Origin of the sequence: Salmonella sp. JXY0409-18 (assembly GCF_020268625.1) — a bacterium.
GTDB classification, from domain to species: domain Bacteria; phylum Pseudomonadota; class Gammaproteobacteria; order Enterobacterales; family Enterobacteriaceae; genus Salmonella; species Salmonella enterica.
The window spans coordinates 1,008,527-1,022,739 of sequence record NZ_CP084216.1 but is presented as its reverse complement, the minus strand read 5'-3'; the positions used below and the strand labels follow the sequence as shown (position 1 = coordinate 1,022,739).

General features: G+C 55.7%; 15 protein-coding genes. 10 read left to right on the top strand and 5 right to left on the bottom strand.

The window, feature by feature from the left end:
- Positions 1 to 14: 14 nt before the first annotated feature.
- From LDB27_RS04920 to hycA, 4 genes are all read right to left on the bottom strand, one after another.
- On the bottom strand, positions 15 to 938 hold the full coding sequence (locus tag LDB27_RS04920) for a respiratory chain complex I subunit 1 family protein (protein WP_000110563.1): 924 nt from the start codon (positions 936 to 938) through the stop codon (positions 15 to 17).
- Between the two features lie 2 nt (positions 939 to 940).
- The gene (hycC, locus tag LDB27_RS04915) at positions 941 to 2,767 is read right to left on the bottom strand and encodes a formate hydrogenlyase subunit 3 (protein ID WP_000097041.1); all 1,827 of its coding nucleotides are present in this window, start codon (positions 2,765 to 2,767) and stop codon (positions 941 to 943) included.
- The gene (gene hycB / locus LDB27_RS04910; RefSeq protein ID WP_001079163.1) at positions 2,767 to 3,375 is read right to left on the bottom strand and encodes a formate hydrogenlyase subunit HycB; all 609 of its coding nucleotides are present in this window, start codon (positions 3,373 to 3,375) and stop codon (positions 2,767 to 2,769) included. Before hycB ends, hycC begins: the two co-directional genes overlap by 1 nt.
- 145 nt (positions 3,376 to 3,520) lie before the next feature.
- Positions 3,521 to 3,982 (bottom strand): formate hydrogenlyase regulator HycA, encoded by a 462-nt coding sequence (gene hycA / locus LDB27_RS04905; protein ID WP_000158075.1) that lies wholly within the window; start codon positions 3,980 to 3,982, stop codon positions 3,521 to 3,523.
- A 209-nt stretch (positions 3,983 to 4,191) separates the two neighbouring features.
- Here hycA and hypA point away from each other — a divergent pair, with 209 nt between their 5' ends.
- The 6 genes from hypA to flhA all read left to right on the top strand — a co-directional run bounded on the left by hypA (position 4,192) and on the right by flhA (position 10,177).
- Positions 4,192 to 4,548: a hydrogenase maturation nickel metallochaperone HypA gene (gene hypA / locus LDB27_RS04900; RefSeq protein WP_000544461.1), complete on the top strand. Its 357-nt coding sequence runs from the start codon at positions 4,192 to 4,194 to the stop codon at positions 4,546 to 4,548.
- A gap of 68 nt (positions 4,549 to 4,616) precedes the next feature.
- On the top strand, positions 4,617 to 5,489 hold the full coding sequence (hypB, locus tag LDB27_RS04895) for a hydrogenase nickel incorporation protein HypB (protein ID WP_000337631.1): 873 nt from the start codon (positions 4,617 to 4,619) through the stop codon (positions 5,487 to 5,489).
- Complete coding sequence (hypC, locus tag LDB27_RS04890; RefSeq protein ID WP_000334871.1) at positions 5,480 to 5,752, top strand: hydrogenase 3 maturation protein HypC; 273 nt, start codon at positions 5,480 to 5,482, stop codon at positions 5,750 to 5,752. Before hypB ends, hypC begins: the two co-directional genes overlap by 10 nt.
- A complete protein-coding gene (hypD, locus tag LDB27_RS04885; protein WP_001212962.1) occupies positions 5,752 to 6,873 on the top strand; it encodes a hydrogenase formation protein HypD in 1,122 nt (373 codons plus the stop codon). Before hypC ends, hypD begins: the two co-directional genes overlap by 1 nt.
- Positions 6,870 to 7,880, top strand: a complete 1,011-nt coding sequence (gene hypE / locus LDB27_RS04880; RefSeq protein ID WP_001059959.1) for a hydrogenase expression/formation protein HypE — start codon at positions 6,870 to 6,872, stop codon at positions 7,878 to 7,880. Before hypD ends, hypE begins: the two co-directional genes overlap by 4 nt.
- A gap of 218 nt (positions 7,881 to 8,098) precedes the next feature.
- Entirely contained in the window at positions 8,099 to 10,177 is a 2,079-nt protein-coding gene (gene flhA / locus LDB27_RS04875; protein WP_000122691.1) for a formate hydrogenlyase transcriptional activator FlhA, read from the top strand.
- A gap of 61 nt (positions 10,178 to 10,238) precedes the next feature.
- Here the strand turns inward: flhA and LDB27_RS04870 are convergent, their stop codons facing one another.
- On the bottom strand, positions 10,239 to 10,583 hold the full coding sequence (locus LDB27_RS04870) for a nitrous oxide-stimulated promoter family protein (RefSeq protein WP_001117938.1): 345 nt from the start codon (positions 10,581 to 10,583) through the stop codon (positions 10,239 to 10,241).
- 181 nt (positions 10,584 to 10,764) lie between these two features.
- On the opposite strand from LDB27_RS04870, the gene sitA reads away from it, so the two are divergent.
- Genes sitA through sitD form a run of 4 tightly spaced genes read left to right on the top strand, consistent with a single transcriptional unit; the run spans position 10,765 to position 14,196 of the window.
- Positions 10,765 to 11,682, top strand: a complete 918-nt coding sequence (gene sitA, locus LDB27_RS04865) for an iron/manganese ABC transporter substrate-binding protein SitA (protein WP_000182930.1) — start codon at positions 10,765 to 10,767, stop codon at positions 11,680 to 11,682.
- A complete protein-coding gene (gene sitB, locus LDB27_RS04860) occupies positions 11,679 to 12,500 on the top strand; it encodes an iron/manganese ABC transporter ATP-binding protein SitB (RefSeq protein ID WP_000083153.1) in 822 nt (273 codons plus the stop codon). The genes sitA and sitB overlap by 4 nt, the downstream gene beginning before the upstream one ends.
- Positions 12,497 to 13,357 carry an iron/manganese ABC transporter permease subunit SitC gene (sitC, locus tag LDB27_RS04855; protein WP_001104336.1) on the top strand — a complete coding sequence of 287 codons (861 nt, stop codon included), beginning with the start codon at positions 12,497 to 12,499 and terminating at the stop codon, positions 13,355 to 13,357. Before sitB ends, sitC begins: the two co-directional genes overlap by 4 nt.
- Entirely contained in the window at positions 13,348 to 14,196 is an 849-nt protein-coding gene (gene sitD / locus LDB27_RS04850) for an iron/manganese ABC transporter permease subunit SitD (RefSeq protein ID WP_000480209.1), read from the top strand. Before sitC ends, sitD begins: the two co-directional genes overlap by 10 nt.
- The last annotated feature ends 17 nt before the right edge of the window (positions 14,197 to 14,213 follow it).

The following is a 14,213-nucleotide window of genomic DNA, read 5'->3' as shown; positions in this document are numbered from 1 at the left end:
CAAACTCTCTTAAATCACGCCGCCAGCAAGGAGACGAAGGCTAAAAACGCAAACCCAAAACCGGCCCAGGTCACGCGTGAAGTGGCGCAAAAACGCAGTCGCGCCATGCTGTTTTCAAACAGGGCGATCACCAGTACGCCGACAATCAGCTTGACGACGGCAATCACCAGCGCCAGCAACAGTCCGCCTGCGCTGAAGGTTTCCATCTGTCCCCACGGCAAAAACACGCCGACGAACATTTGCAGCACCACCAGTTGCTTAAGGCTGATGCCCCATTTCAGCACCGCAAAGCCGCTACCGCTGTATTCGGTCAACGGCCCTTCCTGCAACTCCTGCTCCGCTTCCGCCAGGTCGAACGGCAGCTTGCCCATTTCGATAAAGGTGGCGAAGGCGCAGGCGCACAGCGCCAGAATCAGCGGAATACTACGCGCGACAGGCCAGTGATAAATGGTATCGGCGATATTGCTGATATGAGTTGAACCCGCCACCTGCGCGGCGACCCACAGACCCAGCAGCAGAATCGGCTCCACCAGCACGCCGAGCATCGCTTCACGGCTGGCGCCGATCGCAGTGAACGGACTGCCGGTATCCAGGCCTGCAATAGAGAAGAAGAAACGGGCGATGGCGAACAGGTAAATCAGGGTGATTAAATCACCCAGTTGCGGCAACGGAGATCCAACGGTGACGACCGGCAGCGCGGTGGCGATAGTCAGCATCACGCCGACCATCACAAACGGCGTCAGGCGAAAAACCCAGCCGGAATCCGCAGGCGCAATACTCTGACGACCGAGCAGTTTGATAATGTCGCGGTACTCCTGCAACACGCCCGGCCCACGGCGATTGTGTAGACGGGCGCGTGCCACGCGAGTAATACCGGACAGCAATGGCGCAACGGCAAATAGCACCAGCGCCTGAATTAACGGATAAAACACACTCATTTTCAGGCTCCTCGTGAAACCACAATCACCACCAGCACCGCCAGCTCAATCAGCGCCAGACGACGGAATAGCACCGCGGCCGCCGCGTTCTGCCAGCCCGGCACCAGCGATACCGGGTTCAGCCATTTACGCAGTTTAAGTACCGGGGCAAAGGCCTCTTTCACCGGCATGGCGAAACCGTGCGCGGTAATCACCATCGACTGCTCATGGTCGTAGCCGCACACCCAGGCCGCGCCGCGAGAACGCGACGGCAGACGGTTGCCTTTGAACATCGCCATAATGATGAACGGCAGTAGCGGACAGGCGACCAACAGCAGCGTGATCATCGGCTGCGATACGGTGGTGTGCGCGGTTTCCAGCGGCAACGGTACCGCAGTGGAAATCATCGGCAGCAGCCACGGCGCGGCAACCCCGCCCAGTACGCAGCAAATCGCCAATGCCACCACGCTGACGCCCATCAGGATCGGCGCGCAGCTGGCGTTTTCAGCTTCCTTCGTGCGCGGCGCGCCAAGGAACGTCACGCCGTAAACTTTCGCCATACACATCACCGCCAGCGCGCCGGTAATCGCCAGGCCAACCGCCAGCAGCGGTCCTAACAGACGACCAACAAACGCGCCGCTGTTGCCCAGTTTGAAGAAGGACTGGTAAATCACCCACTCGCCGGCAAAGCCGTTCAGCGGCGGCAGCGCGGCCATCGCCATCAGACCGACCAGCATGGCGATAGAAATAACCGGCATCCGTTTACCAATACCGCCCAGTTTTTCGATATCGCGATGGCCGGTACGGAACCAGATGCTGCCCGCGCCCAGAAACAGCACGCTTTTAAACAGGCTATGGTTCAGCAGGTGATAGAGCCCGCCGGTCAGACCCAGCGCGATCAGTACCGGCTGATTGAGAGCAATCCCGGTAACGCCTGCGCCCAGCCCGAGCAAAATGATGCCGATATTTTCCAGCGTGTGATAGGCCAGCAGGCGCTGAATGTTATGCTCCATCAGCGCGTACAGACCGCCGACAAAGGCGGTGATCATCCCAAGCACCAACAGCGCCACGCCCCACCACAGCGGCGCATTGCCGCCAAGCAGAGATAGCGTGAGAATGCCCAGCAGCCCGATTTTCATCACCACGGTCGAGAACAGCGCGGCGGCGGGAGCGCTGGCGTTGGCGTGCGCCTGCGGCACCCAACCGTGTAGCGGGATAATCCCGGCCAGCAGACCAAAACCGATAACGCCGAGCAGCCAGATATCGGAGCCCAGCGGCAGTTGCTGAGCGCGTTGATCCAGCAGCCCCAGATCCAGCGTGCCGTAGCGCTGCCACACCAGCCAGCAGGCGATTGCCAGCAGCAGCGTACCGAGACGGCCCAGCGCAAACCACAGTTTGCCCTCTTTGCTACCGCCGGTGAGGAACACGGCGCAGAGCGCCATGATTTCCGCCATCACCACCATCGTCCCCAGATTACTGGCGACCACGGCGCAGACGGCTGCCGCCATTAGCAGGTTGATTAACAGCCCGTTGGCTTTTACCTGTGGATGGCGATGCCAGTCGATATTGAACAGGCTGACGAACAGACCGCACAGCCCCAGCGTAATCAGCCAGATAGCATTCAGCGGCGTAATTTGCAGCATGTGACCGGTAAACGGCATCACGCCGCTCACCGTAACGGCGCTGGTCAGCGCGGTGAACCCCGCGCCAGCCGTACACAGGCTGCCGACCGCGCCGCCGATACCGGCAATCCAGCCGCTCAGCGCTTTATGAAACGAAAACAGAAACGCCAGAACGGCGGCGGCGGCAAACCACGCGACGCCGCTAGTAATCAGTGAAAGTGAACTCATTATGCATCCCCACTCTGAGCCTGCTGAAACAAGGTGAGATCGCCAAAATCGGTATTAAACGTCAGCTCACGTTTACGTTTGCTGGCGCGGGCGATATCCGTGTTATCCACCAGGTGTAGCGCTTTAGTCGGGCACATCCGCACACAGGCCGGGCCTTGCTCGTCAAAGCTGCACAGGTCGCATTTCACCGCGATAGCGCGTACGCCCGGTACCCAGTCGAGCAACGTACTGACGCGCGCAGGCGCTGGCGGCGCTGGCGGCGCTTTCGGCGTATTGGCGTTCGCCGGAATATGCAGCGGACGGCTGCCGGAAAACTCAATAGCGCCAAACGGACAGGCAATACCGCACAGTTTACAGCTCACGCACAGGCTTTCATTAAGCTGGACAGCGCCGTCAACGCGATTAATCGCGTTAACCGGGCATACCGTGGCGCATGGCGCATCTTCACAGTGGTGACAAAGCTGCGGCGCAGATTCTTTTTCATTCAGCATCACTTTCAGGCGCGGCATTGACTGCAGGCCATGCTGGCGATGCGTCTCTGAACAGGCGGCCTCACAGGTGTGGCAGCCGATACAGAGAGTGGAGTCAGCAATTACAAAACGATTCACCAGGCATTCCTCAGGTGATTGTCATTTTTGACGAAAACATGCCGTTGAAATGTCATTTTCGACACTTATCGACACGCCCATCCCCAAAACATTCATGACATGGCGCAACGCCACATCGCGAATCAAAGCGGGCAACGCCTCAGGCTTATACCGCCGGGCTGTTTCCCTTTACCAATTGACGCAAATTAACCGGCGAGTTGGTTTCTACAGCGGTATAGAGGCTGTCGTAAACGCTGGCGATTTTTTCCAGATAGTGCTCCAGCACCTGCTCGCGATCGCGGTTGTTAACCCGTTCGTCAACCTTGCCGTCGATATCGAGCTGCGCCTGTGCAATCAATTGTTTATCTTCGCCATCTTTGGTTTCAACGTAGTACTCAATGGTGTGGCTGTTAAAACCATCCGCCAACGCGACGTAAATACGAAAGTGCTCAAACAGGACAAAGCAAAGATCCCTTTCCGGCGCGCAGCTCATTGCGTGATGCAGGCGCGCTTTCGAGAGGGTGATCCCCTGAACCAGCGAGTTGCAGTAAATATGCCACTGGTCCTGTAGGCGACGATGCCGTTGCGCGATGTAATCGGCCTTTTCGCTTATTTCCCAAATAGTCATGTCAGGTTACCCGTTTAACAGAGATGCCTGCGTTAAGCATTTTCCATGCCAATTTTTAACTTGTTGTTTTTAATGGCAGACGAGCGCAGTTACTGCCGTTTCGACGCGGTGACGACATGTCATTTCGTCATCGTCGACATTAACCTGCCAGGGGATACAAATATTGGCATAAATATTGCTTTACAGGGGCAACCACTACGGGAGGCGATATGCACGAAATCACCCTCTGCCAACGGGCACTGGAATTGATTGAACAACAGGCTTCAGCATACGGTGCAAAACGTGTGACAGCCGTCTGGATCAAAATTGGCGCATTTTCTTGCGTGGAAACCAGCGCTCTTTCCTTTTGTTTTGATCTGGTATGCCGCGGCACGATAGCAGAAGGTTGTAAACTGCACCTCGAAGAACAGGAAGCCGAATGCTGGTGTGAGCATTGTCAACAATATGTCACGTTGTTAACCCACCGTGTACGTCGTTGTCCGCAATGTCATAGCGATACGCTGCGAATTGTGGCCGATGACGGCTTACAAATTCGGCGCATAGAGATTGATGAAACTGAAGATTAATGCCGGATAGACGCTCGCGTCGCCATCCGGCAGAAAGCCTGTAACAAGAAAAAGATCAGGAGTAAGCGATGTGTACGACTTGCGGTTGCGCTGAAGGCAACCTTTATATAGAAGGCGATGAACATAATCCGCACTCAGCGTTTCGTAGCGCGCCCTTTGCCCCAGCGGCTCGCCCGGCGCTGAATATTACCGGCATTAAAAAGCCTGACTTTGCCCCAAGTCAGACCGCAGAAGGCGATCTGCATTACGGCCACGGCGAAGCCGGAACCCACGCGCCTGGTATGAGTCAGCGGCGGATGCTGGAGGTTGAAATCGACGTGCTGGACAAAAATAATCGTCTGGCTGAGCGCAACCGCGCCCGTTTCGCCGCCCGCCAGCAACTGGTGCTCAACCTGGTGTCCAGCCCCGGATCCGGTAAAACCACCCTGCTGACCGAAACGCTGATGAAATTGAAAGACCGTGTACCGTGCGCGGTGATTGAAGGCGACCAGCAGACAGTGAACGACGCCGCCCGCATCCGTGCTACCGGCACGCCCGCCATTCAGGTCAACACCGGTAAAGGCTGCCATCTTGACGCGCAAATGATCGCCGACGCCGCGCCGCGCCTGCCGCTGGATGACCATGGTATTCTGTTTATCGAAAACGTCGGTAACCTTGTCTGCCCGGCCAGCTTCGATCTGGGCGAAAAGCATAAAGTCGCAGTGCTTTCCGTGACCGAAGGTGAAGATAAGCCGCTGAAATATCCCCATATGTTTGCCGCTGCGTCGCTCATGCTGCTCAATAAAGTCGATCTGCTGCCCTACCTCAATTTTGACGTTGAGAAGTGCATCGCCAGCGCGCGTGAAGTGAACCCGGAGATTGAAATTATCCTGATTTCCGCCACCAGCGGCGAAGGCATGGATCAGTGGCTGGCCTGGCTGGAGGCGCAGCGATGTGCATAGGCGTGCCGGGTCAAATCCGCGCCATTGACGGCAATCAGGCAAAAGTTGACGTCTGCGGCATTCAGCGCGACGTCGATCTCACATTAGTCGGCAGTTGTGATGAAAACGGTCAGCCGCGTCTGGGTCAGTGGGTGCTGGTTCATGTCGGATTCGCCATGAGCGTCATTAACGAAGCGGAAGCGCGCGACACGCTCGACGCGCTACAAAATATGTTTGATGTTGAGCCGGACGTCGGCGCACTGCTGTATGGTGAGGAGAGATAATGCGTTTTGTTGACGAGTACCGTGCGCCGGAACAGGTAATGCAGCTCATTGAACACCTGCGTGAACGCGCCGCCCTTCTTCCTTACACTGCCGAACGTCCGTTGCGCATTATGGAAGTCTGCGGGGGTCATACCCACGCGATTTTTAAATTTGGTCTCGATCAGTTACTGCCCGAAAACGTGGAGTTTATTCACGGCCCCGGTTGTCCGGTCTGCGTGCTGCCGATGGGACGCATCGACAGTTGCGTGGAAATCGCCAGCCATCCGGAGGTGATTTTCTGCACCTTTGGCGATGCCATGCGCGTGCCGGGGAAACAGGGGTCTCTGTTGCAGGCTAAAGCGCGCGGCGCGGATGTGCGTATTGTTTATTCTCCGATGGACGCGCTGAAACTGGCGCAGGATAACCCGACCCGCAAAGTGGTATTTTTCGGGCTGGGCTTTGAAACCACCATGCCGACCACCGCCATCACGCTACAGCAGGCAAAACAGCGTGACGTGCGAAACTTCTACTTTTTCTGCCAGCACATTACGCTGATCCCGACGCTGCGTAGCCTACTGGAGCAGCCGGACAACGGCATTGACGCCTTTCTTGCGCCAGGCCACGTCAGCATGGTCATCGGCACCGAGGCGTACCAGTTTATCGCCGCCGATTTTAATCGCCCGCTGGTGGTGGCTGGATTCGAACCGCTTGATCTACTGCAAGGCGTGGTCATGCTGGTTGAGCAGAAAATAGCGGCCCTAAGCCAGGTTGAAAACCAATACCGTCGCGTGGTGCCGGATGCCGGAAACATGCTGGCGCAGCAGGCCATCGCCGATGTATTCTGCGTTAATGGCGATAGCGAGTGGCGCGGTCTGGGCGTGATTGAATCCTCCGGCGTCCACCTGACGCCAGAGTATCAGCGCTTTGACGCCGAAGCGCATTTCCGCCCAGCGCCGCAGCAGGTCTATGACGATCCGCGCGCCCGCTGCGGCGAAGTGCTGACCGGCAGATGCAAGCCGCATCAGTGCCCGCTATTTGGTAAAACATGTAATCCAGAGACCGCGTTTGGCGCGCTGATGGTCTCTTCCGAAGGCGCATGCGCCGCCTGGTATCAGTATCGTCAGCAGGAGTGTGAAGTTTGAACAATATACAACTCGCCCACGGTAGCGGCGGCCAGGCTATGCAACAGTTGATTAATAGCCTGTTTATGGAGGCCTTTGCCAACCCGTGGCTGGCGGAACAAGAAGATCAGGCGCGTCTGGAGCTGGCGCAACTGACGGCGGAGGGCGACCGTCTGGCGTTTTCTACCGATAGCTATGTGATCGATCCGCTCTTTTTCCCCGGCGGCAATATCGGCAAACTGGCGATTTGCGGTACGGCGAACGACGTTGCGGTGAGCGGCGCGATCCCCCGCTATCTCTCCTGCGGCTTTATCCTTGAAGAAGGGCTGCCGATGGAGACGTTAAAAAGCGTGGTCAATAGCATGGCGGCGACCGCGCGGGAAGCGGGTATCGCCATAGTAACCGGCGACACCAAAGTTGTGCAGCGCGGCGCGGCGGACAAATTATTTATCAACACTGCCGGCATGGGGGCGATTCCCGCCGATATTCACTGGGGCGCGCAAACGCTGAGCGTTGGCGATGTGCTGTTAGTCAGCGGTACGCTTGGCGATCACGGTGCCACTATTCTCAACCTGCGTGAGCAACTGGGACTGGATGGCGAGCTGGCGAGCGACTGCGCAGTATTAACGCCGCTTATTCAGACGCTGCGTCATATTGACGGAGTGAAGGCATTGCGTGACGCCACGCGCGGCGGCGTGAATGCGGTCGCCCATGAGTTTGCGGCGTCCTGCGGTTACGGTATTGAATTGTCCGAATCCGCACTGCCGCTCAAACCTGCCGTGCGCGGCGTCTGCGAGCTGTTGGGGCTGGATGCCCTGAACTTTGCCAACGAAGGAAAACTGGTGATTGCCGTTGAACGGCAGGCCGCAGATCGGGCGTTGGCGGCATTACGCGCGCATCCGCTGGGACGTGATGCAGCGCTGATTGGCGAAGTCGTGGAACGCAAAGGCGTTCGCTTAGCCGGACTCTATGGCGTGAAGCGAACCCTTGATTTGCCACACGCCGAACCATTACCTCGTATATGCTAGCAGCCTGTTGGCAGCATACTGTAGGCCGGATAAGACGCATTTGCGTCGACATCCGGCATTAACGCTGCATTAACGCCTGATGGCGCTTTGCTTATCAGGCCTACGGATTGTGTGACCAGCGAGTTTGCGGTCAGCCATCCGGCAATAACTTACGACTTATACCTATAATTCATTTACCGTTTTCGCACCGTTTTGCGGTATTTTCCTGGAAAAGCAACATGTCGTATACACCCATGAGCGATCTTGGACAGCAAGGCTTGTTCGATATCACTCGTACCTTATTGCAGCAGCCCGATTTGGCGTCGCTCAGTGAAGCGCTTTCGCAACTGGTAAAGCGTTCAGCGCTCGCCGACAGCGCCGGCATTGTGCTATGGCAGGCGCAGTCGCAACGCGCACAATATTATGCGACGCGAGAAAATGGCCGTCCTGTTGAATATGAAGATGAAACCGTACTGGCGCACGGCCCGGTACGTCGCATCCTTTCTCGCCCCGATGCATTGCACTGTAATTTCCATGAGTTTACCGAAACCTGGCCGCAGCTTGCCGCGAGCGGCCTCTACCCTGAATTTGGTCATTACTGTCTGCTTCCTTTAGCCGCGGAGGGCCGTATTTTCGGCGGCTGCGAATTCATCCGTCAGGAAGATCGCCCCTGGAGTGAAAAGGAATATGACCGTCTGCATACGTTTACCCAAATTGTCGGCGTGGTCGCCGAGCAAATTCAAAACCGGGTAAACAATAATGTCGATTATGATCTGTTGTGCCGCGAACGCGATAACTTCCGTATTCTGGTTGCGATTACCAACGCCGTCCTGTCGCGTCTGGATATTGATGAGCTGGTAAGCGAAGTCGCAAAAGAGATCCACCACTATTTCAATATCGACGCGATCAGCATCGTGTTGCGCAGCCATCGCAAAAATAAGCTGAATATCTACTCCACCCACTACCTTGATGAGCATCATCCGGCGCACGAACAGAGCGAAGTCGACGAAGCCGGCACGCTCACGGAGCGCGTCTTTAAAAGTAAAGAGATGCTGCTTATCAACCTCAACGAACGCGATCCGCTTGCCCCCTACGAACGCATGCTGTTCGATACCTGGGGCAATCAGATCCAGACGCTTTGCCTGCTGCCGTTGATGTCCGGCAAGACGATGCTTGGCGTGCTCAAACTGGCGCAGTGCGAAGAAAAAGTGTTTACCACCGCCAACCTCAAGCTGCTGCGTCAGATTGCCGAACGGGTAGCCATTGCCGTGGATAATGCGCTGGCCTATCAGGAAATCCACCGACTGAAGGAACGCCTGGTCGACGAAAACCTGGCGCTCACAGAGCAGCTTAATAACGTCGACAGCGAGTTTGGCGAGATCATCGGACGCAGCGAAGCGATGTACAACGTGCTAAAGCAGGTTGAGATGGTGGCGCAAAGCGACAGTACCGTGCTGATTCTGGGCGAAACGGGAACCGGTAAAGAGTTGATTGCCCGCGCCATTCACAACCTGAGCGGACGTAGCGGGCGCAGGATGGTAAAGATGAACTGCGCCGCGATGCCGGCGGGGCTGCTGGAAAGCGATTTGTTTGGTCATGAGCGCGGCGCGTTTACCGGCGCCAGCGCGCAGCGGATTGGCCGTTTCGAGCTGGCGGATAAAAGCTCGCTGTTTCTGGATGAAGTGGGCGACATGCCGCTGGAGCTACAGCCTAAGCTGCTGCGCGTCCTTCAGGAGCAAGAGTTTGAACGTCTCGGCAGCAATAAACTGATCCAGACCGACGTGCGGCTGATCGCCGCGACTAACCGCGATCTGAAAAAAATGGTCGCCGATCGCGAATTCCGTAACGATCTCTACTATCGGCTGAATGTATTTCCGATCCAGCTTCCTCCGTTACGCGAACGTCCGGAAGATATTCCACTACTGGTCAAAGCGTTCACCTTCAAAATCGCCCGCCGAATGGGGCGTAATATCGACAGCATTCCCGCCGAAACGCTGCGCACGCTCAGCGGCATGGAATGGCCGGGGAACGTTCGCGAGCTGGAGAATGTCGTCGAGCGCGCCGTGCTGCTGACGCGCGGCAATGTGCTACAACTGTCGCTGCCGGATATTACCGCCGTAACGCCCGATACTTCGCCTGTTGCGACTGAAAGCGCCAAAGAAGGCGAAGATGAATATCAGCTTATTATACGCGTGCTGAAAGAGACCAATGGCGTAGTGGCTGGACCAAAAGGCGCGGCGCAGCGTCTGGGGCTTAAACGAACCACCCTGCTGTCGCGTATGAAGCGATTGGGTATTGATAAAGACGCGTTAGCGTAACGGGTTGCCGGATCTGATCCGGCCAGGAGATGATGCGCGCCGTAGGCCTGGCGCTTCCCCTTCACTTCTTGCGCTGATATTTTTCCGGCAATTCCGGAACGGGGCGCTTATCGTCGATAAGGTGCCGCACGGTCAGGACAGGATGCCGCCAAAGCATTCGCGGACCTGCCCAACGCATAATCTGCTTCATCTCCTCGCGTTTAGCCGGCTGATAGCAGTGCACCGGGCACTGCTTACAGGCGGGTTTTTCCTCGCCAAATACGCATTTATCAAGACGTTTTTGCGCGTAGGCGAACAGCGCGTCGTAATGCCCCTGCACCGCTGACGCCTGTGGGCACTGGCTTTCATACAGCGCGATCATTTTTTTGATCGTCAGTTTTTCACGAGCGATACGTTTACCAGGCATCGTGCTCTCTCCGAACATTAAGGTGTATTTATTTTACACCTTATCCCTCTTTAGCACTATCACTGCATATCGTCGCCATTTCGCAAATAAGAATTATTTTCATTTATTCATACCTTGTGCTATATAACATAGCAAAGGCTATATTCGATGATTAATTAACCACATTGTTGCGAGGGATACTATGACGAATCTACATCGTCTGAAAACACTCCTGATTGCCGGTATTGTTGCGATACTCGCGCTATCGCCAGCCTATGCAAAAGAGAAATTTAAAGTCATCACCACGTTTACCGTTATTGCCGACATGGCGAAAAACGTGGCGGGCGACGCAGCGGAAGTCAGCTCAATTACCAAGCCCGGCGCTGAAATCCATGAGTATCAGCCAACGCCCGGCGATATTAAACGAGCGCAGGGGGCACAGCTTATCCTCGCGAATGGTCTGAACCTGGAGCGATGGTTCGCCCGCTTTTATCAGCACCTTTCCGGCGTGCCGGAAGTCGTCGTCTCCACCGGTGTCAAACCGATGGGCATTACCGAAGGCCCGTATAACGGTAAACCGAACCCGCACGCCTGGATGTCGGCAGAAAACGCGCTGATTTATGTCGATAACATTCGCGACGCCCTGGTGAAGTACGATCCGGATAATGCGCAGATCTATAAGCAAAACGCCGAACGCTATAAAGCGAAAATTCGCCAGATGGCCGATCCGTTGCGTGCCGAACTGGAAAAAATTCCCGCCGATCAGCGCTGGCTGGTCACCAGTGAAGGCGCGTTCTCTTACCTGGCGCGCGATAACGACATGAAAGAGCTTTATCTCTGGCCAATTAACGCCGATCAACAGGGGACGCCAAAACAGGTGCGTAAAGTGATTGATACCATTAAAAAGCACCATATTCCCGCCATCTTTAGCGAGAGTACGGTTTCCGATAAACCGGCCCGTCAGGTCGCGCGTGAATCCGGCGCGCATTATGGCGGCGTACTGTATGTCGATTCTCTGAGCGCCGCTGACGGCCCTGTGCCAACCTATCTGGATCTGCTGCGCGTCACGACCGAAACCATCGTCAACGGCATTAACGACGGACTGAGGAGTCAACAATGAGTCAATCTGCGATTACCGTTGATCAAGTCACGGTGACGTATCGCAACGGTCATACCGCCCTACGGGACGCCACTTTTCAGGTGCCTGGCGGTTCAATCGCCGCGCTGGTAGGCGTAAATGGTTCCGGTAAGTCTACGTTATTTAAAGCGTTAATGGGCTTTGTGCATCTTGCGCAGGGCGATATCACTATCCTGCAACAGTCAGTCAACAAGGCGCTGAAAAAAAACCTCATTGCTTATGTTCCGCAATCGGAAGAAGTGGACTGGTCATTTCCGGTGCTGGTAGAAGATGTGGTGATGATGGGACGCTACGGCCATATGGGCTGGCTACGCCGTCCCACTGCGCATGATCACGCCTGTGTTGACGCCGCGCTGGCGCGGGTGGATATGCAGGAATATCGTCACAGGCAGATTGGCGAGCTGTCCGGCGGGCAGAAAAAACGTGTGTTTCTTGCCAGGGCCATCGCTCAGGATGGACAAGTAATCCTGCTGGATGAACCTTTTACCGGCGTGGATGTAAAAACCGAAGCGCGAATCATCGATCTACTGCGGGAACTGCGCGATGAAGGCCGCACGATGCTGGTCTCAACGCATAATCTCGGCTCCGTCACCGAGTTTTGCGACTATACGGTAATGATTAAAGGAACCGTACTGGCCAGCGGCCCTACCGAAACCACGTTTACCGCCGCGAATCTGGAACAGGCGTTTAGCGGCGTTCTACGTCATATCGCGCTAAGCGGAGGTGAAGAGCACATCATCACCGATGACGAGCGCCCCTTTATTTCCCGGCGCGTGGCCAGCGGAGGAAAATCGTCATGAACTGGCTTGTTGAGCCGTTTGGCTACCAGTATATGCTCAACGCGATGTGGGTCTCCGCGATGGTGGGCGGTCTGTGCGCGTTTCTCTCCTGCTATTTGATGCTCAAAGGCTGGTCGCTCATTGGCGATGCGCTATCTCACTCTATTGTGCCTGGCGTCGCTGGCGCCTGGATGTTAGGGCTGCCCTTCTCGCTCGGCGCGTTTCTTTCCGGCGGACTGGCGGCAGGCAGTATGCTCTTTCTTAACCAACGCTCACGCCTGAAAGAAGACGCGATTATCGGGCTTATCTTCTCCTCTTTTTTTGGCGTCGGCCTTTTTATGGTGTCGCTCAATCCGATGTCGGTGAATATCCAGACGATTATTCTCGGCAACGTGCTGGCGATCGCGCCAGCGGATATTGCGCAACTGGCGATTATCGGCGCGGTCTCGCTGACGATTCTGCTGTTAAAATGGAAAGATTTAATGGTCGTCTTTTTCGATGAAACCCATGCGCGTTCTATCGGGCTTAATCCGGGTCGACTAAAGCTGTTGTTTTTCACTCTGTTGTCCGTCTCCACCGTGGCGGCCCTGCAAACCGTTGGGGCGTTCCTGGTGATCTGTCTCGTCGTCACGCCGGGCGCGACGGCCTGGTTACTCACCGACCGTTTTCCACGTCTGCTCATGATTGCCGTCGTGATTGGCAGCCTGACCAGTTTTCTGGGCGCATGGCTTAGCTACTGGCTGGATGGCGCCACGGGTGGAATTATTGTCGTCATGCAAACCTTACTGTTCATCACAGCCTTTATTTTCGCCCCGAAACACGGTCTGTTAGCCAACCGTCGACGCGCCCGCCTGCAGAAGGAGCCGACATGTTCTTAACAACGTTACTGGAACCCTTTCAGTTTGATTTTATGGTGAACGCCCTTATGGTTTCGGTCATTGTGGCGATTCCCTGCGCCTTACTGTCCGTGTTTTTAGTGTTAAAAGGCTGGGCGTTAATGGGCGACGCAATGAGTCATGCGGTATTCCCCGGGGTCGTGCTGGCATATATTGTGGGGATCCCCCTGGCGATTGGCGCTTTCATTGCCGGATTATTTTGCGCTATCGCGACCGGCTATCTGGACGATAACAGCCGCATCAAACGTGATACGGTGATGGGCATCGTCTTTTCCGGGATGTTTGGCGCAGGTCTGGTGCTCTATGTTTCTATTCAATCGGAAGTGCATCTGGATCACATCCTGTTTGGGGATATGCTGGGCGTATCGCTGGGGGATATCGTACAAACGTCGGTTATTGCACTGGGTATTGCGTTAATCATAGGGCTGAAATGGAAAGATCTCCTGCTACACGCTTTTGACCCGCACCAGGCGAAAGCCAGCGGGCTGAATACGACGCTACTGCATTATGGCCTGCTATGTATGATTGCGCTGACTATCGTCGCCACGCTGAAATCGGTGGGCATTATTCTGTCGATTTCATTGCTTATCGCCCCCGGCGCAATTGCCATTTTGCTGACGCGACGCTTTGCGCGCGCGCTGGGATTAGCGGTGAGTCTGTCAGTTATTACCGCTTTTGCGGGCGTCTATCTGTCTTTTTATCTTGATAGCGCGCCAGCGCCGACCATCGTGGTATTATTTGCCATCGTGTTTATTGCGGTATTTATTTACGCAACATGGCGCGACAGGCGTAATGAAATCGTACCAGAGGCGCAAGGTTAACACTTTTTTGCCTGCTA

Bases quoted from the DNA above. Each gene is read 5' to 3' on its own strand.
- LDB27_RS04920 (WP_000110563.1), bottom strand. From the start codon at position 938: ATGAGTGTGTTTTATCCGTTAATTCAGGCGCTGGTGCTATTTGCCGTT.
- hycC (WP_000097041.1), bottom strand. From the start codon at position 2,767: ATGAGTTCACTTTCACTGATTACTAGCGGCGTCGCGTGGTTTGCCGCC.
- hycA (WP_000158075.1), bottom strand. From the start codon at position 3,982: ATGACTATTTGGGAAATAAGCGAAAAGGCCGATTACATCGCGCAACGG.
- hypA (WP_000544461.1), top strand. From the start codon at position 4,192: ATGCACGAAATCACCCTCTGCCAACGGGCACTGGAATTGATTGAACAA.
- hypB (WP_000337631.1), top strand. From the start codon at position 4,617: ATGTGTACGACTTGCGGTTGCGCTGAAGGCAACCTTTATATAGAAGGC.
- hypC (WP_000334871.1), top strand. From the start codon at position 5,480: ATGTGCATAGGCGTGCCGGGTCAAATCCGCGCCATTGACGGCAATCAG.
- hypD (WP_001212962.1), top strand. From the start codon at position 5,752: ATGCGTTTTGTTGACGAGTACCGTGCGCCGGAACAGGTAATGCAGCTC.
- flhA (WP_000122691.1), top strand. From the start codon at position 8,099: ATGTCGTATACACCCATGAGCGATCTTGGACAGCAAGGCTTGTTCGAT.
- LDB27_RS04870 (WP_001117938.1), bottom strand. From the start codon at position 10,583: ATGCCTGGTAAACGTATCGCTCGTGAAAAACTGACGATCAAAAAAATG.
- sitA (WP_000182930.1), top strand. From the start codon at position 10,765: ATGACGAATCTACATCGTCTGAAAACACTCCTGATTGCCGGTATTGTT.
- sitB (WP_000083153.1), top strand. From the start codon at position 11,679: ATGAGTCAATCTGCGATTACCGTTGATCAAGTCACGGTGACGTATCGC.
- sitC (WP_001104336.1), top strand. From the start codon at position 12,497: ATGAACTGGCTTGTTGAGCCGTTTGGCTACCAGTATATGCTCAACGCG.
- sitD (WP_000480209.1), top strand. From the start codon at position 13,348: ATGTTCTTAACAACGTTACTGGAACCCTTTCAGTTTGATTTTATGGTG.